Source organism: Algibacter lectus, from assembly GCF_900112395.1.
Classification (GTDB): domain Bacteria; phylum Bacteroidota; class Bacteroidia; order Flavobacteriales; family Flavobacteriaceae; genus Algibacter; species Algibacter lectus.
In genome coordinates this window covers 81,119-104,158 of the sequence record NZ_FOLN01000008.1, presented here as the reverse complement: position 1 = coordinate 104,158, position 23,040 = coordinate 81,119, and the positions used below count along the sequence as shown (strand labels likewise).

The 23,040-nt window shown below is 32.9% G+C and carries 24 protein-coding genes; 8 read left to right on the top strand and 16 right to left on the bottom strand.

Annotated elements, in window-relative coordinates:
• The first annotated feature begins 55 nt into the window (after positions 1–55).
• From BM246_RS14170 to BM246_RS14160, 3 genes are all read left to right on the top strand, one after another.
• Positions 56–256 carry a dodecin family protein gene (locus tag BM246_RS14170; protein WP_042496972.1) on the top strand — a complete coding sequence of 67 codons (201 nt, stop codon included), beginning with the start codon at positions 56–58 and terminating at the stop codon, positions 254–256.
• 117 nt (positions 257–373) lie between these two features.
• The gene (locus BM246_RS14165) at positions 374–2,479 is read left to right on the top strand and encodes a thioredoxin domain-containing protein (RefSeq protein WP_317042985.1); all 2,106 of its coding nucleotides are present in this window, start codon (positions 374–376) and stop codon (positions 2,477–2,479) included.
• A gap of 287 nt (positions 2,480–2,766) precedes the next feature.
• Positions 2,767–3,582 (top strand): mechanosensitive ion channel family protein, encoded by an 816-nt coding sequence (locus BM246_RS14160; protein WP_074938786.1) that lies wholly within the window; start codon positions 2,767–2,769, stop codon positions 3,580–3,582.
• An 81-nt stretch (positions 3,583–3,663) separates the two neighbouring features.
• Here BM246_RS14160 and tsaB read toward each other — a convergent pair whose 3' ends face one another.
• The 14 genes from tsaB to cyoE all read right to left on the bottom strand — a co-directional run bounded on the left by tsaB (position 3,664) and on the right by cyoE (position 15,980).
• On the bottom strand, positions 3,664–4,347 hold the full coding sequence (gene tsaB, locus BM246_RS14155; RefSeq protein ID WP_074938784.1) for a tRNA (adenosine(37)-N6)-threonylcarbamoyltransferase complex dimerization subunit type 1 TsaB: 684 nt from the start codon (positions 4,345–4,347) through the stop codon (positions 3,664–3,666).
• A 139-nt stretch (positions 4,348–4,486) separates the two neighbouring features.
• Positions 4,487–5,836: a TolC family protein gene (locus tag BM246_RS14150; RefSeq protein ID WP_042504348.1), complete on the bottom strand. Its 1,350-nt coding sequence runs from the start codon at positions 5,834–5,836 to the stop codon at positions 4,487–4,489.
• The gene (locus BM246_RS14145; RefSeq protein ID WP_042504350.1) at positions 5,826–6,950 is read right to left on the bottom strand and encodes an efflux RND transporter periplasmic adaptor subunit; all 1,125 of its coding nucleotides are present in this window, start codon (positions 6,948–6,950) and stop codon (positions 5,826–5,828) included. The genes BM246_RS14150 and BM246_RS14145 overlap by 11 nt, the downstream gene beginning before the upstream one ends.
• A gap of 12 nt (positions 6,951–6,962) precedes the next feature.
• Positions 6,963–8,207 (bottom strand): ABC transporter permease, encoded by a 1,245-nt coding sequence (locus tag BM246_RS14140; protein WP_042504355.1) that lies wholly within the window; start codon positions 8,205–8,207, stop codon positions 6,963–6,965.
• A gap of 2 nt (positions 8,208–8,209) precedes the next feature.
• On the bottom strand, positions 8,210–9,394 hold the full coding sequence (locus BM246_RS14135) for an ABC transporter permease (RefSeq protein ID WP_231961864.1): 1,185 nt from the start codon (positions 9,392–9,394) through the stop codon (positions 8,210–8,212).
• A gap of 37 nt (positions 9,395–9,431) precedes the next feature.
• Complete coding sequence (locus tag BM246_RS14130) at positions 9,432–10,133, bottom strand: ABC transporter ATP-binding protein (RefSeq protein ID WP_042496961.1); 702 nt, start codon at positions 10,131–10,133, stop codon at positions 9,432–9,434.
• 161 nt (positions 10,134–10,294) lie between these two features.
• On the bottom strand, positions 10,295–10,513 hold the full coding sequence (locus tag BM246_RS14125; RefSeq protein WP_042496959.1) for a hypothetical protein: 219 nt from the start codon (positions 10,511–10,513) through the stop codon (positions 10,295–10,297).
• A gap of 63 nt (positions 10,514–10,576) precedes the next feature.
• On the bottom strand, positions 10,577–11,107 hold the full coding sequence (locus BM246_RS14120) for a DUF420 domain-containing protein (RefSeq protein ID WP_042504358.1): 531 nt from the start codon (positions 11,105–11,107) through the stop codon (positions 10,577–10,579).
• The gene (locus BM246_RS14115) at positions 11,100–11,843 is read right to left on the bottom strand and encodes an SCO family protein (protein WP_074938782.1); all 744 of its coding nucleotides are present in this window, start codon (positions 11,841–11,843) and stop codon (positions 11,100–11,102) included. Before BM246_RS14115 ends, BM246_RS14120 begins: the two co-directional genes overlap by 8 nt.
• A 9-nt stretch (positions 11,844–11,852) precedes the next feature.
• The gene (locus tag BM246_RS14110; RefSeq protein WP_074938780.1) at positions 11,853–12,569 is read right to left on the bottom strand and encodes a hypothetical protein; all 717 of its coding nucleotides are present in this window, start codon (positions 12,567–12,569) and stop codon (positions 11,853–11,855) included.
• Between the two features lie 190 nt (positions 12,570–12,759).
• Positions 12,760–13,140, bottom strand: a complete 381-nt coding sequence (locus BM246_RS14105; RefSeq protein ID WP_042504364.1) for a cytochrome C oxidase subunit IV family protein — start codon at positions 13,138–13,140, stop codon at positions 12,760–12,762.
• Positions 13,141–13,193: 53 nt separating this feature from the next.
• Complete coding sequence (locus tag BM246_RS14100; RefSeq protein WP_074938778.1) at positions 13,194–14,186, bottom strand: cytochrome c oxidase subunit 3; 993 nt, start codon at positions 14,184–14,186, stop codon at positions 13,194–13,196.
• A gap of 316 nt (positions 14,187–14,502) precedes the next feature.
• Entirely contained in the window at positions 14,503–15,084 is a 582-nt protein-coding gene (locus tag BM246_RS14095) for a cytochrome c oxidase subunit 3 (RefSeq protein WP_042504368.1), read from the bottom strand.
• A gap of 2 nt (positions 15,085–15,086) precedes the next feature.
• Positions 15,087–15,980: a heme o synthase gene (cyoE, locus tag BM246_RS14090; RefSeq protein WP_074938776.1), complete on the bottom strand. Its 894-nt coding sequence runs from the start codon at positions 15,978–15,980 to the stop codon at positions 15,087–15,089.
• Between the two features lie 115 nt (positions 15,981–16,095).
• Between cyoE and BM246_RS14085 the strand changes: the two genes are divergently transcribed.
• Entirely contained in the window at positions 16,096–16,962 is an 867-nt protein-coding gene (locus BM246_RS14085; RefSeq protein WP_074938773.1) for an MBL fold metallo-hydrolase, read from the top strand.
• An 81-nt stretch (positions 16,963–17,043) separates the two neighbouring features.
• On the opposite strand, the gene galE is transcribed toward BM246_RS14085, so the two are convergent.
• Both galE and BM246_RS14075 read right to left on the bottom strand, forming a co-directional pair.
• Positions 17,044–18,066: a UDP-glucose 4-epimerase GalE gene (gene galE / locus BM246_RS14080; protein ID WP_074938770.1), complete on the bottom strand. Its 1,023-nt coding sequence runs from the start codon at positions 18,064–18,066 to the stop codon at positions 17,044–17,046.
• Positions 18,059–19,213, bottom strand: a complete 1,155-nt coding sequence (locus BM246_RS14075; RefSeq protein ID WP_074938768.1) for a DegT/DnrJ/EryC1/StrS family aminotransferase — start codon at positions 19,211–19,213, stop codon at positions 18,059–18,061. Before BM246_RS14075 ends, galE begins: the two co-directional genes overlap by 8 nt.
• A gap of 160 nt (positions 19,214–19,373) precedes the next feature.
• Here BM246_RS14075 and BM246_RS14070 point away from each other — a divergent pair, with 160 nt between their 5' ends.
• The 4 genes from BM246_RS14070 to BM246_RS14055 all read left to right on the top strand — a co-directional run bounded on the left by BM246_RS14070 (position 19,374) and on the right by BM246_RS14055 (position 23,033).
• On the top strand, positions 19,374–20,609 hold the full coding sequence (locus BM246_RS14070) for a 3-deoxy-D-manno-octulosonic acid transferase (RefSeq protein ID WP_042504375.1): 1,236 nt from the start codon (positions 19,374–19,376) through the stop codon (positions 20,607–20,609).
• A gap of 104 nt (positions 20,610–20,713) precedes the next feature.
• The gene (locus BM246_RS14065) at positions 20,714–21,151 is read left to right on the top strand and encodes a hypothetical protein (RefSeq protein ID WP_074938766.1); all 438 of its coding nucleotides are present in this window, start codon (positions 20,714–20,716) and stop codon (positions 21,149–21,151) included.
• 218 nt (positions 21,152–21,369) lie between these two features.
• Positions 21,370–21,801, top strand: a complete 432-nt coding sequence (locus BM246_RS14060) for a hypothetical protein (RefSeq protein WP_042496942.1) — start codon at positions 21,370–21,372, stop codon at positions 21,799–21,801.
• Between the two features lie 149 nt (positions 21,802–21,950).
• The gene (locus BM246_RS14055; protein ID WP_042496940.1) at positions 21,951–23,033 is read left to right on the top strand and encodes an efflux RND transporter periplasmic adaptor subunit; all 1,083 of its coding nucleotides are present in this window, start codon (positions 21,951–21,953) and stop codon (positions 23,031–23,033) included.
• Positions 23,034–23,040: the final 7 nt, after the last annotated feature.

Below are 23,040 nucleotides of genomic sequence, written 5' to 3'. Positions count from 1 at the left end.
TAATTTTAGTTATCTTTAGAGGTAACTATTATTTTAACTAAATAAATTTTATATCATGGCAGTATTAAAAGTAATTGAAGTATTAGCAAACTCAGAAAAAAGCTGGGAAGATGCAACTAGAAAAGCAGTAAAACACGCATCAAAAAGCGTTAAAAATATTCGTTCGGTATACGTGCAAGATCAGAGTGCAAGTGTAAAAGATGGCGAAGTGGCAGACTTTAGGGTAAACTTAAAAATTACTTTTGAAGTGAACTAATTTCATTTTAAAATAAAAAAAAGCGTTCTATAAATTTTATAGAACGCTTTTTTTATGTTTAAATTTTGAGAAAAATAACCCTGATATGATTTAACAATATTTCCCTAACTTTGATAAATGAAACACCTTATACTACTCGCATTCTTTACTTTAATCATAGGTTGCAAAGGTCAAAACGCCTCACCAATGGAACATGAACACACCAATGCTTTAATCCATGAAACGAGTCCTTATTTATTGCAACACGCCCACAATCCCGTAAACTGGAATCCTTGGAACGATAAAACTTTAGCACAAGCCAAAACCGAAAACAAATTAATTTTGTTAAGTGTAGGTTATGCCGCCTGCCATTGGTGCCATGTTATGGAACAAGAAAGCTTTGAAGATAGTTTGGTGGCACAAGTAATGAATAAAAACTTTGTAAACATAAAAGTAGATCGCGAAGAGCGACCAGATGTGGATCAGGTTTACATGAGTGCCGTACAACTCATGACAGGAAGTGGCGGCTGGCCCATGAATGTTATTGCACTACCCGATGGCCGACCTGTTTGGGGTGGCACCTATTTTAAAAAAGAACAATGGTTAGATGCTTTAGATCAAATTTCAAAATTATACATTGAAAAACCAGAAAAACTAAAAGAATATGCTGATAAATTAGAACATGGCATAAAATCAATGGATGTTATAGAAGTGAATACCAATGCGCCTGTTTTTGAAGCGGAATTTATTGCTGAGGCCGTTTCTAAATGGTCTAAACAATTTGATTATAAATTTGGAGGCCTAGACCACGCGCCTAAATTTATGATGCCAAACAACTATCATTTTCTGCTACGCTATGCTTACCAAACTAACGATAAAAAACTACAAGACTACATAAACCTAACGCTTCAAAAAATGGCTCATGGAGGTATATTTGATCAAATTGGTGGTGGTTTTTCTCGATATTCTGTAGATAATAAATGGCATGTACCTCATTTTGAAAAAATGCTTTACGATAACGGGCAGTTAGTCAGTTTATACGCCGATGCTTATTTAAATTCTAATAATACACTGTATAAAAATGTAGTTGAAGAAACCTTAGCGTATGTAAAACAAAACATGACTGCCGAAAATGGTGCTTTTTATTCTTCATTAGATGCCGATAGTCACAATGCCGAAGGCGAACTTGAAGAAGGCGCCTTTTATGTTTGGACACAAGATGAACTCAAAACCTTAATAACAACAGATTTTGAATTGTTCGCCGATTATTACAATATAAATAGCTTTGGCCATTGGGAACACAACAACTATGTGTTAATTAGAAAAGACGATGATGCCACTATTATTAAAAAACATAAAATAACGCTAGAGGTTTTAAATGAAAAGAAAAGCACTTGGAAACAAACCCTATTAGAAGCTAGAAACAAAAGGGACAAACCACGATTAGACGATAAAACACTTACATCTTGGAATGCTATAATGCTTAAAGGATACATTGATGCGTATCGTGTTTTTGGAAATCCAGAATATCTCGCTTCCGCGGAAAAAAACGGTAACTTCATTTTAAAAACGCAATTAAAAGAGGATGGCGGCTTATTTCACAATTATAAAAACGGACAAAGCAACATTAATGGTTATCTAGAAGATTACGCCACAACTATCGATGCTTTTTTAGCGCTTTATGAAAACACTCTAGATGAAAAATGGCTTAATGCCTCAAAAAAATTAACTAAATATACTTTCGATTATTTTTATGATGCTCAAAGCAGCATGTTTTATTTCACCTCTAATAGTGATGCTTCTTTAGTAACCAGAAGTATTGAATATCAAGACAATGTAATTCCGGCAAGTAACTCAATCATGGCTAAAAACCTGTTTAAATTATCTCATTATTTTGACGATGCACATTATCAAACTACAGCACAAAACATGTTAAATAACGTAAAACCGGAAATACAAGAGTATGCTTCTGGCTACTCCAACTGGCTCGATTTAATGCTCAATTATTCCAATCCGTTTTACGAAGTTGCTGTAGTTGGTCCGAAAGCAAAAGAAAAAATAAAGAAACTCAACCAAAGTTATATACCTAACAAACTTATAGCAGGTAGCCTTACAGAAAACAATATGCCTTTACTACAAAATAGATTTAACCCCAATAAAACTCTTATTTACGTATGTGTTAATCAAGCTTGTAAACTCCCAGTTTCGGAGATAGGTGAAGCCAAAACATTACTAACCAAATAAAAGGATAAAACATACAAGAAAACTCTGACATTCATTCTTAAAATAATTTTTGCAGTAGAGTACATTTAGTTTTTATAATTTTATTTCTAATTTATGTGACTATTTAAGGTGTTTATGTGTCTTAATTTCACAAAGCAGGTTAAACTTATTTAGGCGTAATTTATTCCTTTTAATTATTGCACCAATATTAAGTTTAGTTTCATTTATTTAATAATTTTTTATCATAAAAAAGTAAACAAAGCAGCATATTAGTTTTTAATTTTGCGAAAAACAAATCAAAAGAATTTATGGATTTAGAAAACATTGACACAGAAAAATGGATTGCTCTAGCAGCAGAGTATGGTATTAAAATTATTGGTGCCATTGCCATATGGATTATTGGCTCTTGGGTTATTAAAAAAATATTGAAGGCAGCCGAAAAGGTTATGTCTAAAGGAAATTACGATATAAGTCTTCAAAAATTCTTATTAAATCTTTCGGGTTGGGCATTAAAAATTATTTTAATTATTGTTGTTCTTGGTACCGTTGGTGTAGAAACTACATCTTTCGCTGCTATTATAGCTGCCGCTGGTTTAGCTGTTGGTTTAGCTTTACAAGGTTCTCTAGGGAATTTTGCTGGAGGTGTTTTACTTATGATTTTTAAACCTATAAAAATTGGTGATTTAATTGAAGCTCAAGGTGAAATTGGAGTTGTTAAAGAAATTGAAATTTTTACTACAAAATTAACAGGTTTATCTAATAGAGAAATTATTATTCCAAACGGTTCTTTATCTAACGGAAATATAATTAACTATTCTACGGAAGGTACGCGTCGTGTAGATTTAACTTTCGGTGTTGGTTACGACTCTGATATTAAGAAAACAAAACAAGTACTTATGGATGTATTAACATCGCACCCTAAAGTATTACAAAACCCTGCTCCTACAGTAAACGTATCAGAATTGGCTGATAGTTCAATAAACTTTGCCGTTAGACCATGGTGTACAACTGCAGATTACTGGGATGTTTATTTTGGTATTACTGAAAATGTAAAAGAAGCTCTTGATGCGGCTGGAATTGAAATTCCTTACCCACACCAAGTTGAAATACATAAAGAAGCTTAAGCCTTTAAGCTTACTAATTGAAAAAGACCTGATAGTTTAAGCTATCAGGTCTTTTTTTATAAAAAATAAACTCTATTAGTATTACTTTGTTTTCGCCTTAGGCTTCAAAGCCACAAAATCTTTTAAATAATAAGGTTCGAAATAAGCCACATCTTCAAAATTATTGCTTTGATATTTTTTATAAGCCAATGCACTCATTTCATTAGCTGATGGTAATTTATTTTCAATAAAAATGGCATTAGGGTTTGTAATAAGTGTTTTTGTTTTTTCAACACCATTTCCTATAAAATATACTTTTCCGTTCTGTAAATTTTCCGCGAAAGCGTTTTCATCTAAAATCTGAGCTTCAGTAGCTCTAATCTCATTATAATTAGAATCATAAATAGCAGAATACACCTCCATACGACGCGCATCTAGCATAGCTACAACCACTCCATGATCCATAGCTGCTTGTTTTGCCAAAGCAGCTAAGGTTGGTACAGCAATTAATGGCTTATCTAAAGCGAAACAAAGCCCTTTAGCGGTAGAAACCCCAATACGTAAACCAGTATAAGACCCAGGACCTTTGCTAATCGCTATCGCGCTTAAATCGGCTCCTGTAATTCCTACCTCTTTTAAAGCGGAGTCTATATAAACGTGAAGTCTCTCGGCATGCGAATAACTTTTATCGTTATCTTCTTTTAAAACAATAGTTTCACCATCTTTAGCAATGGATACCGAACAATTTGTAGTTGCTGTTTCTATATTTAATATGAATGTACTCATGTTTTCATTTTCATTGGAATTGCAAAAATATTGTTTTTATTATTAGAAAAATATTACTGTTCTATAAAAAGTAAAAAGGCCATCATTTATTTAAAATGACAGCCTTAATTTATTATTTAAAATTGAACTAAACCGAAAACTAGTTTATTAACGATTTACCCATGTAAAAATCTAACACTTTGGTTTTAAAAACGAAATCGTATTTGGCATTAATTAGCGACGATTCTGCATTTATAAGCTGTACACGAGCTTGCTCTAAATCAAAATTGGTTAGTACACCAATATCAAAACGCTCTTTAGAGTTATTAAACGCCAAAGTTTGAGATTCTAAAGATTTTTTCGCTGCTAAATACGCTTTTAAACCTGCTTGTGCGTCGGTATAAGCACGTTGAATATTAGACTCTAAATCTATTTTAGCTTGTTGTAAACGCAATTTAGAATTATCTTCTTGAATTTTAGATTTTGCAACATTCGTTTTATTTTGAAATCTTGAAAAGATAGGAATACTAATACCTAAATTAAAACTGTGTCCTTTATTATTATTTAACTGGTCTAAAAAAGCTTCTTCATTAGCACTTAAATTCGAATAAAAAGCATTGGTACCAAAGCCGTAACTTAAAGATGCCGATGGCAAGTAACCTCCTTTAGAAATTTCGGTATTTAACTCTGCACTTTCAATATTCTTTTCCGCAATTTTAATTTCATTTCTATTTTCTAAAGCATAATTTAAAACAGGATCTACACTGTCGTACATTACCGCTTCAGAAGGTGAATCAATATCAATTATTTCAACATTAAAACCATTGTAAGGCACTTGCAAAAGTTGTGATAATGATAATAATGCTAAGTTGAAATTATTTTCGGCTAAAGTTACTTGTTGTTCGTCGCGACTTAAAGTAGCTTCGGCATCGTAAATATTAGCTTTAGGTTGCACTCCAGCATCAACTAAGCTTTTTACTTGATTTAGTTGTTTTTCACTAAACAGTATTTGCGCTTGAGCAGTTTCTAAATTTTCTTTATTAAAAAGCACATTTAAATATGCATTTACAACATTAAGTGAAATATCATCTTTAATTCTGTTAAGCTCTAACCCATTGGTTTCACGATTTAACAACGCCGATTTTTTGTTATTTAAATTTCTAAAACCATTAAAAACCGTTTGAGAAACACTTAATCCAACATTGGTAGAATGACTGGTTCTATTGGCAAATATACCTTCTGCTACTAAAGACGTTCCTAAACTTAAACCCTGAGATGTACTCGCGCTTAGCGATGGCAAAAATTGTCCTTTTGCTGCAATTATATCTTGATCGCTTGTTAATAGCGAATTTTCAGCCTGCTTTATAGTAATATTATGTTCTAGTGCATGATTAACACATTCCTGTAACGTCCATATTTTTTCTTGCGAAAAGGAAGATACCGAAATACATAAAATAGCTAAAACGATTAGGCTTTTAAAACCTTGTAACTTGGTGTTTTTAATTTTCATCTTCGTCCTCATCTTCGTTATCTTTTGATGCTTTATTCCATACTTTAATCTTGTCGCCTTCTTTAACGCCTTCTAGTATTTCTACGTTTATACCATCAGATAAGCCTAACTCTACGTTTTCTTTACGGTATTTATTATCACCTTCAAATATTTCAACAAAAGGTTTTTCGGTAATTCTGTTATACTGTAGTAAAGCTTCTCTAATTGCTAACACACTATCTTTAGCTTCAATATCTATTTCCGCATTAGCGCTATACCCTGCTCTAATATTTGTTGTAGAATCTATTTCAACATCGGCCTTAATAGTAAACTGTACCGCTCCGTTTTCTTCAATACCTTTTGGTGCAACAAAGGTTAATTTTGCAGGAAATTCTTTGTTAGCAATAGCCCCCAAAACGACTTTAATTATTTTCCCTTCTTTTAATTTTCCAACTTCAGCTTCATCAACTTTACCTTCAAAAATCATTAAACTCATATCGGCAATAGTTGCGATAGTTGTTCCTGCATTAAAGTTATTACTTTGAATTACTTGATCGCCTTCTCTTACAGGTATTTCTAAAATAGTACCAGGGATTTGAGCAACAATATTAGTATTTGCAGAACTTCCTCCAGAAATAGAACCACGCTTAATAATTTGATAATCGTTTTGCGCTTGTCCGTAAGTTTCCTTGGCTTGATTGTAACTTAACTCACTGTTCTCAAAATCTTGCTTAGAAATAACACCTTTTTCAAAAAGGGCTTTGTTTCTATTGTACAATACTTTTGCGTTCTCAAAAGACAATTTGGTAGATGATATACGGCTACTTGCACTTACCAAACTTTGCTCGTTTGGTACTACTCTAATAGTAGCAATTAAATCTCCTTTTTTAACCTTGTCTCCTTCTTCAACTAAAATCTTATCTACAATACCAGGAATTTGAGGTTTCAATTCAATTTCTTCCTCAGGATTTAATTTCCCTGTGGCAACGGCTTTTGTATTAATTGATGTGTAAAAAGGTGACTCAACCTTAAACTCTTCAATACCTTTAGAATTTGCATCCTTAAAATACTTTAATACAAAGGCTAATAGTAAGATGATTACTATTACTGCAATAATTTTTACTGTTTTTTTCATTTTTTTGATTGTTTATTCTTCTCTTAAAGCTTCTATTGGTTTAATACTTGTTGCTTTTGTTGCTGGAATTAGGCCTATTAAAGTCCCTAGAACTACTAATATCAATAAGGCTGTAAATACCACACCTATAGATACAGATGCGTTTACCAAGGCAGCATCTGCTCCTTGCCCAAAAAGATAATCGAGTAGTATTAAAATTAAGCCTCCCGAAATAATACCAAATAGCCCTGCTACTAGTGTTAAAAACACAGCCTCAACAACTATTTGTCTTTTAATTTCGAATGGTGTTGCACCTAATGCGCGACGTACTCCAATTTCTTTAGTACGCTCTTTTACGGTTATTAATAAAATATTACCAATAGCAAAAACACCGGCTATTAATGTAGCAATACCCACAAACCATGTTAAAAATTGCATCCCAGTTAAAAAACCTGTCATTTTAGAAAACTCTTTTCCTAAATTAAAACTTCCGAATGCACGTTTATCTTCTGGGTGAATATTGTTTAAGTTTTTAAGTAATAGTTTAGAATCTTCTTCTATTTGCTTAATATCATATTCTGGCTTTCCGGTAATCATCATCCAACCTATACGATCGCCTTGATTGTAAATTTGCTGATAGGTAGTAAACGGAATATGCATATCTGTAGATGGCCCCATATTAACATTACCAGAATCGAACATTCCAACAACTTTAAAATTGATATCATTAATAATTAAATACGTCCCAATTGCTTCAGCATCTTTTTCATAAAGCTGTTTATATGCATCTTCTGAAATGACTACAATTTTTTTATTGTCATCAATATCATTCTGATTGATAAAACGGCCGTGTATTAATTTTTTCTTCTGAAGTTTATCTAAAAGCGGATAATCGCCTGCCATTTGAAAACTACCAGATAAAAAGTTTTTTGTAACCGTTGCGCTTCTTTGATTTCTAGGAAGTACAAACTCGATACCTTCAACATTTTCTTCTATTTTTTTAGCATCGGATAAAGATAACTTCACCTCTCGACCTTCTTGAAAACCTTTAAAAGGTTTTCCTGTACTTTGCCCCCAAACAAAAACACTGTTTGTTGCAAAATCTCCAAACAACACGTTAAAAGAATTCTCTAAACCACGTGCCGAACCTAGTAAACCAATAAGTAATAAAATACCCCACCAAACACCAACCATGGTTAAAATAGACCGTAGTTTGTTTTTGCTTAAGCTATCGAAAACTTCTTGCCAGGTATCTTTCTCTAGTAAAAATTTAAACATAGTTAATCGTTTCTTAAAGCTACAATAGGCTTAATTTGTGATGCTTTTTTTGCTGGTAAATACCCTGCAATGGCTCCCGCAACTATTAATGTTATGGTTGCTCCTGCTACTAAGCTGTTACTTACTCCTGGATCTTTTATAAAATAGTCTTTTAAAACTGGTGTGGCGAGTTCTAAAACACCAACACCCACCAATAAACCAACATATCCAGCAATGGCTGTGATAATTATAGATTCTAATAAAATGATGGAGACAATTGATCTTGGTGATGCACCTAAAGCTTTTCGAATACCAATTTCTTTAGTACGTTCTTTAACAATAAAAATCATGATATTACTAATACCAACAATACCCGCAATTAAAGTTCCGAAACCAATAACAAGGATTATAATTGATAAACTAGTTGTCATCATATCTACTTGTTGTGTGCCTTGCGCCATGTTCCTAATTCGGATTGCGCGTTGATCACTTCTGGCAACATCAAACTTTTCTTTTAAACTTTTTTCAATAGAAACTCCAAAAGCAAGGGCCTCGGTAGAATTCATTTCTGGGTTATACGTTAAATGCAATAAATCTACCAAATCGTTATTACCATAAACACGCTGTATGGTGGTTATTGGCATATAAATGATACTTTCTTCACTATCGCCTTCATCATCAGTAAAAACACCAACTACTTTGTATTGAATTCCGCTAAGGTTAATATATTTTCCAATAGCGGTTTCTTTAAAAAACAATTCATCTTCAACCTTTTTACCAATAACAACAACTTTAGTTTTATGCTTTAAATCGTTTTGATTAATGTATCGGCCTTCTTTAATTTCATTGTTTTCAATAAACATGTATTCTGGATAAATACCTCGAAGTTGATAATTGTTTTTTTCACCTTTAAAAGAAGCGTTAACACTTTTATTCACTTTAGATGTTATAAACTGAACTTTATCGCCGTATTTTTCTTTTAAGAATTCGCGATCTTCATTTTTAAACTGAATTCTTCTACCAACCTGCAAACCTTTGTGTGCTTTGGTTGTTCTTCCTGGATAAACAATAATAGAATTGTTGGCATCGGTTCCAAAAGCCTCCTGAAACGTGTTTTGTAAACCATTTGCTATACCAAATAAAATAGCAAATAACAAAATAGCGAAAGCCACCGTAAACCCAGAGAGTAAACTCCGAGTTCTATTCATATTAATACTTTGGAATATTTCTCGCCAGAGATCTAAATCAAACATATAACTTGGCTCTAACTTGTTCTACTTTTACATCTTCAATAATAACACCATCACGAAGTCTAACATTACGTTTACACATGGCCGCGATATCTTCTTCGTGAGTAACCATTAAAATAGTTTTTCCTTCATCATTAAGATGTTGGATAAAATCCATTATTTCGTGCGATGTTTTAGTATCCAATGCTCCTGTTGGCTCATCGGCTAATAACAATTTAGGATCTGCCGCTAAAGCTCTCGCAATAGCAACACGTTGTTTTTGCCCTCCAGAAAGTTCTTTAGGCAAGTGTTTTGCCCAATCGGCCAAACCAACTTTTTCCAAGTGAAACATAGCCAACTCTAAACGTTCTTTACGCTTCATACCTTGATAGTACAAAGGAAGTGCCACATTTTCAAGTGCCGACTTATAATTTATTAAGTTGAAAGATTGAAAAATAAAGCCTAAGAATTTATTTCTGTAAACAGCTGCTTTTTTTTCGGTAAGATTTTTAATAGGTAATTCGTCTAAAATGTATTCGCCTTCATCAGCCTCATCCAACATACCAATAATATTCAGTAATGTAGATTTCCCAGATCCAGAAGAGCCCATAATAGCGACCATTTCTCCCTTTTCTACCGATAAATCGATACCTTTTAAAACATGTAAACTTGAATCTCCTATGGGATAGGATTTGTGCAATTGACGGATTTCTAACATATGTTTTGATTGATTGATAAAATCGTTTCTCTTTTGGTTAAAAAGAACGACTTTATAGTAAGACTACTCAAACAAAGAAATGTTACAATATTCGATAAAAAAAATTATTATTAATTTTTTAACAGCATCAAAAACAAAATAGAAATCTAAAAATCAAATAATTACACTTCTTTTTTACTATATTTTTTATAAATAGCAAAAGCAATTCCTGCTACTAATACATATGGTACAGCCATTAAATAAACAATACCATCGTTTATACCTTTGGCTGCTGCTCCACTTTCTTCACTTTCTAAAACCGCTCTACACATAGCGCATTGCGCATTAGTTTCTAAAAAGAAAAACAGTGTAAATAGAAAAAATATTATTTTAGTTTTCATATTATTTATTAATGGGCTAGCCGAACCAACCGATTACAACATAAGCTTACTAAGACAAACGATTTAATAATAAGGTGAAATCATCATAAAAACAACCACACCTGATACTGCCACGTATAACCAAAGCGGAAATGTAATTTTCGCAATTTTGCGGTGCTTTTCTATATTATTTGTAATAGCACGTACATAAGTGATTAACACAAAAGGAATAACTACTATAGACATTAAAATATGCGTAATTAATATAAAATAGTAAAGCACGCGAATAAAGCCTTCACCACCGTATTTAGTAGAATCGCTCGTCATGTGGTAAGCCACATACATCACTAAGAACAAAACAGAAAGCCCGATAGCAAACTTCATTAATTTTTCATGCAGTTTAACTTTTTTATTCTGAATTGCAATAAACGCTAATACTAAAACAAAAGCTGTTAACGCATTAACCGACGCATAAATAGGTGGTAAAAACACAGGTAATTCTGCATCAATTTTAACCCCAAATAAAATAGCCACAACCACTGGAATAGCCACAGAAAGCACAACAATAAGTTTGTTGTATTTTTTATCGTCTAGAGTATTATTTTCCTTATTCATTCAGTAATTTTTTAATATCTGTCTTTAATGCACTAATTTCTTCTTTTACGCCATCCTCATCCACCTTTTCAGATTCCGATACAATACCTCTATAATAGATAATTGGGTTTCCGTAATCGTCTGTTCTAGATCTAATAAAACCATTTTTATCAATTAACGCGAAGTTTCCAGAATGCTCAAAGCCTCCTGCCACATCTTCTGCTTCCGCAGCGTACAAGTTAAAACCTTTATTAGCCAAATCATAAATAGCCTTTTTTTCACCAGTCATTAAATGCCAGTTCGGGTTAGTAACACCGTATTTTTCGGCGTAAGTTTTTAGAACCTCTTGCGTATCATGACTTGGATTAATGGTGAATGATGCCACTCCAAAATCTTCAAATCCTTCAAAAGTATTTTGAATTTGAACCAAGTTCTGGCTCATTCTCGGGCATATTGTTGGGCAAGTTGTAAAAAAGAACTCGATAACATACACTTTACCTTCGTAATCTTTGTTGGTAATAGTTTTACCGTTTTGATTAGTAAATGCAAAAGCGGGTACTTTTTTAGCTTCACCATTTATTTCAATAAAAGCTAAATCGGACATTTTAGAAGTCGCTGATTTTTGATCACTTCTTCCTGATTGCCTAGACACATCATTATTAGAAATTCGATCTACAATTTCAGGAATAAAAATAATTCCAAAAACTAAAATCACAAAAGCAATACCGATGTATGAATAGTTATTCTTTTTCTTCATTTTAAAAAATTATTTTGTGCTCCCTTTTAAATCGCCTGCACGTCTAATATCCGAATTAAATTCTCCTTTACGTTTTTGTCTATACTCTGTAAATACAATACGTAAATCGTCGCTCATTTTGTTTTTAACTTCCGCAACTTCAATACAATTATACCCGTTAAGTCCGTAAACCGGACTATTTTTTTCTAGTTCTTTATCCGTTCTATCGTCTAAGCGACCACGTTGATTTAAGTCTTTATCAATAATAAAAACATCGGCAGTAGATAAATCTGGTTTTAAATCTGTTTTACTTTTCAAACTAAAATAAACACGTTTTATATCTGCAGGGTTACCATAAACAAAATGCCAGAACCTTATATCATCATAAGAGTTTATTTCAGCTATAAGTTCCTTTACAGCTTCTTCGGTTCCTTTAGGCATCAATATTACTAACTGAAACTTTTTAAAGCCTTTAAACTTATCGTAAATTAATTCTTTAAGGTTAGATGCCTCAATAGCATTTTTCATTGGGTCTGTACCTAAAAAACCTAAAACAGTAATATGGTCTTTTAAAACCACAGGCTCATCGGTATCCGATGTAAAGGCTTCCAAATCTAAAACCTGCTCTTGTACTATATCTAATGGTTGGTAATTGTGCGTAGAAGGATATAAAATCAATAAAAACGCAACAGGAAGAAAAAACAATATTCCCAATACAGCATAGCGGCCCACTTTTTTTCTATCCATAATTCACTCCGTTTTTGGCTTTATTTAGCACGCTGCAAAAATAAAAAAAGACGGTCTAAAAACCGTCTTTACTTTGTTAATTTATCTTAATAAGATCACTTTAAAAAAAAGATCCCGCCTTTCAGCGGGATTAATTTAAATCTATTATTTAAAAGGCCTAAAAAGCACTGTTTAAATTCTCTGTGTCTTATTAAAAATCTCTTTTAATATATCCGTTATCGTATACTCTAAAAACGTAACCACCTTCTTGTAATAAAATAAATACTAGGTATAATATCAAGAAAATAGCCGTCCATACTACAGCACGACGTAAACCAGGAGTTTCATCACGCATGTGCATAAAATCCCAAGTAATGTAATAAGCTTTTACAATTGTTAAGATAATGAATATCCAGTTTAAGGCTTTCATACCAAAAACATATCCCATTAAACTTTCTGGTTTAATAATACCTAATACAACCTCAACAATAGTTATAAAACTAAGTAGCGCTAATACGCCCCAAATTTTTTGAGTATTAGATTTAAACTTAACTAAACCTTTAAATATTTCTAATTTATGTTCGTGTGCCATTTTAAATGCTTTTTATATCTCCTAATTAAAGGAACTGAAAAATATATTTTTTATTAAACTAGGTAGAAGAATGTAAATACAAATACCCAAACTAAATCTACAAAGTGCCAGTATAAACCAACTTTCTCTACCATTTCGTAACTTCTACGTTTTTCGTAAGTACCTAATAACACATTAAAGAAAATAATGATGTTAATAATAATACCCGATAATACGTGGAAACCGTGGAAACCTGTAATAAAGAAAAAGAAATCGGCAAACAACGGAGAACCATATTCGTTAACTTGTAAGTTAGCACCCTCAACATATAACTTACCATTATCTTTTAAAGATTTTAAAGATTCAGCTCTAGTTAACACTGTTTTTTCACCTTCCTCATTTAAAATTTGAGTTCTAATTAAAACATTATCATGAGCTTCTAAACCGCTTACAACCTCATCAATAGTATAAGCTGGTAATGTAGATTCATTAACAAACCACAAACCATTCTTTTTTTCGTGTATCGTTCTATCTTTATGGTTGTTGATAACAGCAAAATCTTTAACAGAAACACGCTTAAACACCTGTTCACCATCTTGTTCTACATATTCACCAAACTGTAAAATATTACCACCTTTAGTTTGTATTGCCCCATATTCTCCTTTAATAAACGTATTCCATTCCCAAGCTTGAGAACCAACGAATATTATACCACCAATAATGGTTAAAAACATGTAAATAGTAACTTTACCTTTGTTTAAATGGTGTCCTGCATCTACCGCTAATACCATCGTTACCGACGACATAATAAGTACAAACGTCATAAACGCTACATAATACATTGGTGCATTTACACCATGTAAAAATGGAAAGTGAGTAAACACTTCATCGGCAATTGGCCAAGCATCAATAAATTTAAATCTAGAAAATCCGTAAGCTGCTAAAAACCCCGAAAATGTTAAAGCATCCGAAACGATGAAAAACCACATCATCATTTTACCGTAACTTGCCTTTAACGGTTCATTCCCGCCATTCCAAGTTTTACCTTCTGCTACTGCTGTACTCATATATAATTGGTTGTTATTTAAAAGTTGGACAAAAATAATCAATTTATTTATCTAATAAAATATGAAACAATAAAAATTAATATTATCCCATATTCCTGCCTCGAAAACCTTTGGGCGTTCCCCAAGGGTCGGGCTTTCACTACTCAATCTTTTTATTTTTAATGAAAATAAAAAGGATTTCAAACAGGCCGTTCAATCCCTAACGCAACCCTACTTGTAAAATTTCAACTTAACATTCAAGGTTTATTTACATCGACGAACTTACCGCTAAACGCCTTTAAAAATAAGCGATCACGATTAATGAGTAAACAAAAACCTATCTTACAAAGTATAAAAACAAAAATAAATAAACCCAAAGAATATCTATAAAATGCCAGAAGGTTGCGGCCAACTCAAAACCTAACATATTTGTTGCACTATACTTTTGTTTAAAATGATTATAAATTACAACCAACAGACAAATTAACCCAGCCACAACATGTAAAATGTGAACTAAAGCAATTAAATAAATGTACGACATGGTAACATTACTCGTTGGTCCGGTAAAATTATACCCCAAATCTATAATTTGTCTAAAACCAGCAAACTGGTTATAAATAAATACAACACCTAAAACCAAGGTTACCAACAACCACAAACTTGTTACTTTATGTTGGCCGTTTTTAAGCGATTTTTTTGCTAATAAAAAAGTAATACTACTAACCACAATAACTACTGTGCTAATAATAAAAGCGTTTGGCAATCTAAAATCGCTCAACCAATCTGGGCGTGAGCTACTTACAATAAAAGCACTCGTCCACCCCATAAAAGACATGATTAACGAAATAATACCAAACCAAAGCATCATTTTTTTTGCTCTGCCTGTTTTCTCTTCTCTAGTTCCTTGAGTTAAATCCATGATTAACTTATAAATTTATCGATTACATAAACAATTTGCACCAACGTAATATAAGCTACACTAGATAGCATAAGTTGTTTTGCAGATTGCTCTGTCATTTTTTTAAATAATTGAATTGCATAATACAACATGCCCAACCCAAGAATAAATACAATAATTGCCGCAACAATAGAAAGCTGCAAACGCCCAGTAAATCCAAACACCGGAATTATTGAAATTAAAATGGTCCAAATGGTGTACATAATAACTTGTACAGCGGTACCTCTATCTTGTTTCCCTGTAGGTAACATAAAAAAGCCACCACGTTTATAATCTTCAAACAAAAACCAGCCAATAGCCCAAAAATGTGGAAATTGCCAGAAAAACTGCAAAGCAAATAACGTTCCTGGCTCAATACCAAAATCATTAGTAGCTGCTACCCAACCTAACATAAACGGAATAGCTCCCGGAATAGCTCCAACAAAAACAGAAATAGGCGTTTTTGTTTTTAAAGGCGTATAAACACAAGTGTATAGAAATATGGAAATAGCACCAAACATAGCGGTTTGCTTGTTTATGCTATACAAAATAGCAATACCCAAAACAGTAAATATAGTTGCTATAGCAAATGCGGTATTTACAGACATACGCCCTGCAGGAATTGGTCTATTTTTAGTCCTATCCATTAAAGCATCTAAATCTTTTTCTATAATTTGGTTAAAGGCATTAGAAGCGCCTACCATAAAATAACCTCCAAAAGCAAGTAAGGTTAAGGTTTTAAAATCGACTGTATCGACACCAAGCAAATAACCAGCAAGTGAAGAAAACACAACACTTAATGCTAATCGCATTTTTGTAATTTCCTTAAAATCTGAAATTAAACCAGGATTTTCTATAGTTGTTTTCGATCTGCTCAAACTTGTCTGTAATAGTGCATTTTGTATTGCGAGTGCAAAGATACTCTATATTAATAATTTGAGCAATGTTGATTGCATTTTTAATACCTTTATAAATTAAGTAAAACCGTTTATCATGAAATTTTTAAAATTATCCCTCATTATTTTTTTCCTTTTTTTCAATGTTTCTCTCAATGCCCAATCGAAATTCGATAAAGTTAACATAAAAACAACAAAATTATCCAATCACATCTACATGCTCGAAGGCAGTGGTGGCAACATAGGTGTTTCAGTTGGGAATGATGGCGTGTTTATAATCGACACACAATTTGCACCCTTAACACCAAAAATTTTATCAGCAATAAAGAAACTAAGCGACCAACCCGTTAAAATTGTAGCAAACACCCATCATCATGGCGATCATACAGGTGGAAACGAAAACCTCGGAGACTCAGGAGCAACTATTATTGCACACGAAAATGTTAGAAAGCGTCTTTTAGAAAAAAGCACAAAATCGGCAATACCCGTAATTACATTTAACGACAAGTTAAACATACAAATGAACAACGAACAGGTTGCTATTTTTCATGTTGAAAATGCACATACCGATGGTGATGCTATGCTATATTTTACAGAAAGTAATGTTTTACATACTGGTGACACTTATTTTAACGCGCGTTATCCATATATAGATATTAATTCTGGCGGAAGCATAAACGGCTATATAAATGCAGTTAAATCTGGATTAATGGTTATTGATAATGATACTAAAATTATTCCCGGACACGGAAACCTATCAAACAAAGCGGAATACTTAACGTTTTTGAACATGCTAGAAACAGTTAAAGCCGCTGTTTTAAAAGAAATTGAAAACGGGAAAACCGAAGATGAAGTTTCCGAAAATACATCGCTAACTAAAACATATGACGATTTAGGCTATGGCGACCATTTTATTAACAGCAAAAAAATGAGACGTACCGTTTACCAAAGTTTAAAAAACTAAAGTAAAACTGAATCCAAATTAAAAAGCCTTTTGAAACATTTGTTTCAAAAGGCTTTTTAATTATATTAATTCTTTAAGAATCTATTTACCTCTTACTTTGCACTCCCATTTCCATGCAGAACGCATAGCATCATCTAGAGACAATCCTGTTTTCCAACCTAATTCATTATTTGCTTTATCGGTATCCGCATAAGCTGAAATAATATCACCTTCTCTTCTACCTACAACTTTATAATTCAGTTTTTTACCAGAAACTTTCTCGAAAGATTTTATAACTTCTAATACAGAACTCCCTGTTCCTGTACCTAAGTTAAATGTTTCATAACTCGATTTGTTTTTACCTTCCAGTAAACGTTTTAAAGCAATTACATGTGCTTTTGCTAAATCTACAACGTGAATATAATCACGAATACACGTTCCATCTGGTGTTGGATAATCTTCACCAAAAACAGAAAGTTCGTCACGTAAACCAATAGCAGTTTGCGTAATAAACGGCACTAAGTTTTGCGGCACTCCTATTGGCAACTCTCCAATCTCAACAGATTCGTGAGCTCCAACCGGATTAAAGTAACGTAAAGCAATCGCTTTTAAGTTAGGTGATACTTTGCACGTGTCTTTTATAATTTCTTCACCAATTTGCTTCGTGTTCCCATAAGGAGACTCTGCTTGTTTTACCGGTGCGTTTTCTGTTATAGGTAATTCATCTGCTTGTCCGTAAACCGTACAAGATGAACTAAAAATAAATCCTGCAGATGGCAGTTTTCTTAATTCTTTTAAAATGTAAACTAACGTTCCAATATTATTTTCATAATACTTCAATGGTTCATTTACACTTTCTCCAACCGCTTTACTTGCTGCAAAATGTATTACACCTTTTACATCGCTGTGCTTTGCAAAAAAGGCTTCAACTTTATCTTTTTCTTTTAAATCTAATTTTTCAAACACGGGTTTCTTCCCAGTAATGGCAACAATACCATCTAATACTTTTTCTGAAGAGTTTGATAAATCGTCAATAATTACAACTTCGTAACCTTCGTTTTGTAATTCTACAACCGTATGAGACCCGATAAAACCGAGACCTCCTGTTACTAATATCTTATCCATTTATAAATTTTATTATAGTTGATGTTATAAATTCTATTTGGTCATCTTCTAACTCAGTATGCATAGGCAACGAAATAACATCTTTAACCAATTGGTTGGTTACACCAAAATCAGCTTCGTTATAACGAGCGTCTGAATATGCTTTTTGTTTATGCAACGGAATAGGATAATACACACCACAAGGAATATCATTCGCTTGTAAATGTTTCACCAAAGCATCACGATCGATACCTTTTACTCGCAAAGTATATTGATGAAAAACATGACAATCACATGTGTCACAAATTTCAGAACAATTATTTGAAACTTTAGGTGTCACAATACTCGCGATACCTTTAAAAGCTTTATTATATTTTCTAGCAGATGCCTGTCTCGATTTATTGTAGTTATCCAAATGTGGCAATTTAGCATTTAAAACTGCTGCCTGAATACTATCTAAACGTGAATTTACACCAACAACATCGTGGTGGTAACGCTCGTACATACCATGGTTTACAATACCACGAATGGTATGCGCCAAAGCATCATCGTTTGTAAAAATAGCACCACCATCTCCATAGCACCCTAAGTTTTTAGAAGGAAAGAAAGACGTTGCTCCAACATTACCAATAGTTCCTGCTTTTACTTTTTTACCATTACTATAAGTATAATTGGCTCCAATAGCTTGCGCATTATCTTCAATTACAAATAAATTATGTGCTTCTGCTATTTCCATTACCGCTTCCATATTGGCACATTGTCCAAATAAATGCACAGGCACAATAGCTCTAGTTTTTGGTGTAATAGCATTTTTTAAAGCTTCAATATTAATATTAAAGTCATCTTCGTTTACATCAACCAAAACAGGTGTTAATTGCAGTAAAGCAATTACCTCAACGGTAGCTGCAAAGGTAAAATCTACAGTAATAACCTCATCACCTGGCTTTAAGCCTAACCCCATCATGGCTATTTGTAAAGCATCGGTACCATTGGCACACGGAATTACGTGTTTTACTCCTAAATATTGCTCTAAATTACTCTGAAATTTGTGAACTTGTGGTCCGTTTACAAATGCGGTGGTTTCAATAACTTCTTGTATAGAAGGATTAACGACATCTTTAATATCGTTGTACTGACCTTTAAGGTCAACCATTTGAATTTTCTTCATCTAAAATAAATTAAAGTCTTTTTTTCTGAATGAAAGACTCATTTTAATGAACTCCTTTAGTTTGTTTATTTTGATTTAAACAGCTACGAAATTACAAAATTCATAAACGTTAAGCAATGAATTCCTTTTAAAGAATGTATTTTAGCGCCAAAGAAAAAAATTGGCTTTTATTTACAACATACTCATAAAACTTGCAGACGGTGCGCTTAGAGCCATTTCGCCATTTAACTCAAAAATTAAAAGCGGCGTTATTGGAAGACAAAACACGTTTCAAACTTTAAAAACCACACTCCAAAAAACCGACAAAACCCTTTGGTTTCACTGCGCTTCTTTAGGGGAGTATGAGCAAGGCTTGCCTGTTTTTACAAAATTAAGAACGCACTACCCTAAGCATAAAATTGTACTTTCGTTTTTTTCGCCATCGGGCTACGAAATCAGGAAAAACTCTCCAATTGCTGACGTGGTAATTTATTTACCAATAGACACAAAAAAAAACGCCAAGACCTTTTTGGATCTTGTAAACCCGGAACTTACCATTTTTGTGAAATATGATATTTGGCCAAACTTTTTAAATGAAGTTAAAAAAAGAAAACTGCGTGCTATTCTTATTTCGGCTGCATTCCGAAAAAATCAATCGTATTTTAAATTCTATGGTAGAAATTTACGAAATGCCTTATTTGCATTCGAGCACATTTTTACACAAAACGAAAGCTCAAAAACCTTATTAGAGTCTATACAATACAATTCGGTTTCAGTATCTGGAGACACGCGTTTTGATAGAGTTACTAGCCAGTTAGAATTAGATAACAACTTAGATTTTATTGAAACTTTTAAAGACTATAAACTTTGTGTTGTTGCGGGAAGTACTTGGCCAGAAGGAGAAAAACTTTTAACCAATTACATTAATTCTCGACCACTAGATTATGTAAAATTTATTATTGCGCCTCACAATATAAAGGCCCCACAAATAAATCAGTTACAGCAAAACTTAAAGGTTAATTCGGTTCTATTTTCAGAAAAAGAAAACAAAAACCTTAAAGCCGCACAGGTATTTATTGTAAATACCATTGGGATCCTTACAAAAATTTACAGTTATGCCGATATTGCTTATGTAGGAGGCGCATTAGGAACTACAGGTTTACATAATACTTTAGAACCTGCTGTGTTTGGAATTCCAATTATAATTGGAAATAATCATGAAAAATTTCCAGAAGCTCAAGCCATGATAAACGCAAAAGGCTTATTTTCAATAGAAAAACAACAGGAATTTAACACTATTCTAGACAAATTGATTGAAGATTCTGATTTTCGCGAACAATCTGGACAAAATAATTCTTCTTTTATCAAAAAAAATAAGGGTGCCGTCATCCAAATCCTCGATTATCTGCGTATATAACGTGAATCTAGTATGAAAATTGCAAATATTAACAGATTTTAACAAATCTGATTTAAAAGATATTAGATTTGTAGAATTAAAATAAAACACTAAAACACAAACAAATGAAAAAATTATTATTAAGTACAGCTTTATTAGTAGCTTTAAGTGCATCTTTCACATCTTGTAGAGATGAGAAAAAAGGAGATTCTATTCAAGACGCAATGGAAAACGCTGCTGATGCAACTGGAAACGCTATTGAGAATACTGCTGAAGCTACAGGTGAGGCTGTTGATAACGCTGCATCTGCAACTGGAGAGGCTGTTGATAGTGCTGTTGAAGCTACAGGTGATGCTGTAGAAGGTGCTGCAAAAGCAACTGGTGATGCTGTTGACGGAGCTGTTGAGGCTGCTGGAAATGCTGCAAACGCAACTGGTGAAGCGGTAAATGATGCTGCAAAAGCAACTGGTGAAGCTGTTGACAAAACTGTTGATGCTGCTGGTAAAAAATTAGACAAAGCTGCTGACGCTGTAAAAGCTGAAGCTGATAAATTAAAGCACTAATATTTATTATTACTTTAAAATTTCAAAAGCCACTTTTTTAAGGTGGCTTTTTTTATACCCTATTTTTAGGATATTCTTAAATAAAACTCTGCGAATGTTAAAAAGACTTAATATTCCTTACCAAATGTTAATTTTTATATAAACTATTAAGATCAAGAAGCTTTTAATAAAATTTTCCTTTGGTAATATTATTCAATTGATATAGTTTTACAGCCTAGATGAAAAACGCATTTAAGAAATATTTGTTTTTAATAAACATCATTCTGTTAACTGGATTTGCTAATCTATACGCAAACTCAGATATACAGAATACAGCTATTCTTAAAGTTAGTAATACTTCGGTGTACGCCAGCAAATCTTCTAGCGCACACAGTTTTAATCAACTTCAATTTAATAGCTCTAATTCTAACAACGAACGCAAAACGTATTCGGAATATGTAGATGAAGAAAATTTTGAAGAAGATGATGAAGAGAAACTAAACGTAGATTTTAAACCATTTAATTTTAGTTGCCCAATAGCATCTATTTTTTATGCGCAACTACTTGATGGTTTAACCTGCGAACTAAAAGAAAACACCCAACGCTATATTTACAACTATAGCAAATCTTCAATACCGCTTCACGCTAAATTTCAGGTTTTTATAATTTGATTTTGTTTTAAAACAATCCAAAACTTAATGGATTGTCAATTACTTACACATTAGTATTTCAATTAAAACACTGAGATAATGCATCTACAAATGATGCTTTTGTCTTAACAAATCATTTTATCTAACCACTTATTTAAAGACGTATAACCATGAAGAAAACCTTCATTTACATTGGTGCGCTTGTATTTCTATTTAATACAAGCTGTGAAAAAAAACACGAAAAGAAAGCCGAAGAAGTTAAATTTCTAGTAACAAACCCTATAAAAAAAGACACCTCAATCACAAAAGATTATATAAGTCAAATACACGCCTATCAACATATTGAAGTAAGAGCGCTCGAAAAAGGCTATTTAAAACAAATTTTTGTAGATGAAGGTCAACACGTAAAGAAAGGACAGCACATGTTCCAAATTTCACCAAACGTGTACAAAGCAGAGTTACAAAAAGCAACTGCAGAAGAACACACTGCAGAAATAGAATTAAGCAACACACAACTGTTAGCAGATAGCAACGTGGTTTCTAGCAAAGAATTAGCCTTAGCAAAAGCCAATGTTGAAAAAGCTAAAGCTGAAGTTTCTCTTGCTAGAACCCATTTAGGTTTTACAGACATTAGGGCGCCTTTCGATGGTATTATGGATCATCTCGAAGCACGACAAGGAAGTTTATTAGACGAAGGCGAACTACTAACAACCTTATCAGACAACAGTAAAATGTGGGTTTATTTTAACGTACCCGAAGCCGAATACCTAGACTATATTATTAGTAAAGATAAAGATGTAAAAAAAGAAGTTGGTTTATTACTCGCAAACAACAAACCTTTTAACCAGACCGGAATAGTAGAAACTATAGAAGGTGAATTCAATAGCGAAACTGGTAACATTGCTTTTAGAGCAACCTTCCCGAACCCTGATGGCATTTTACGTCATGGCGAAACCGGAAGTGTTTTAATGAAAGTTCCTTTTAAAGACGCTATCATTATTCCGCAAAAAGCAACTTTTGAGATTTTAGATAAAAAATATGTTTTTGTAATCGACAAAAACAATGTGGTTAAACAGCGAGAGATTACAGTAGAAGCCGAGCTACCTCACTTATTTGTGGTACAAACAGGATTATCCGTTAACGATAAAATTTTACTAGAAGGCATTAGAATCGTTAAAGACCAAGAAAAAATTGCCACGACGTTTATTCAACCTAACGAGGTATTAGCAAACTTAGAAATGTATGCAGAGTAATCACTTC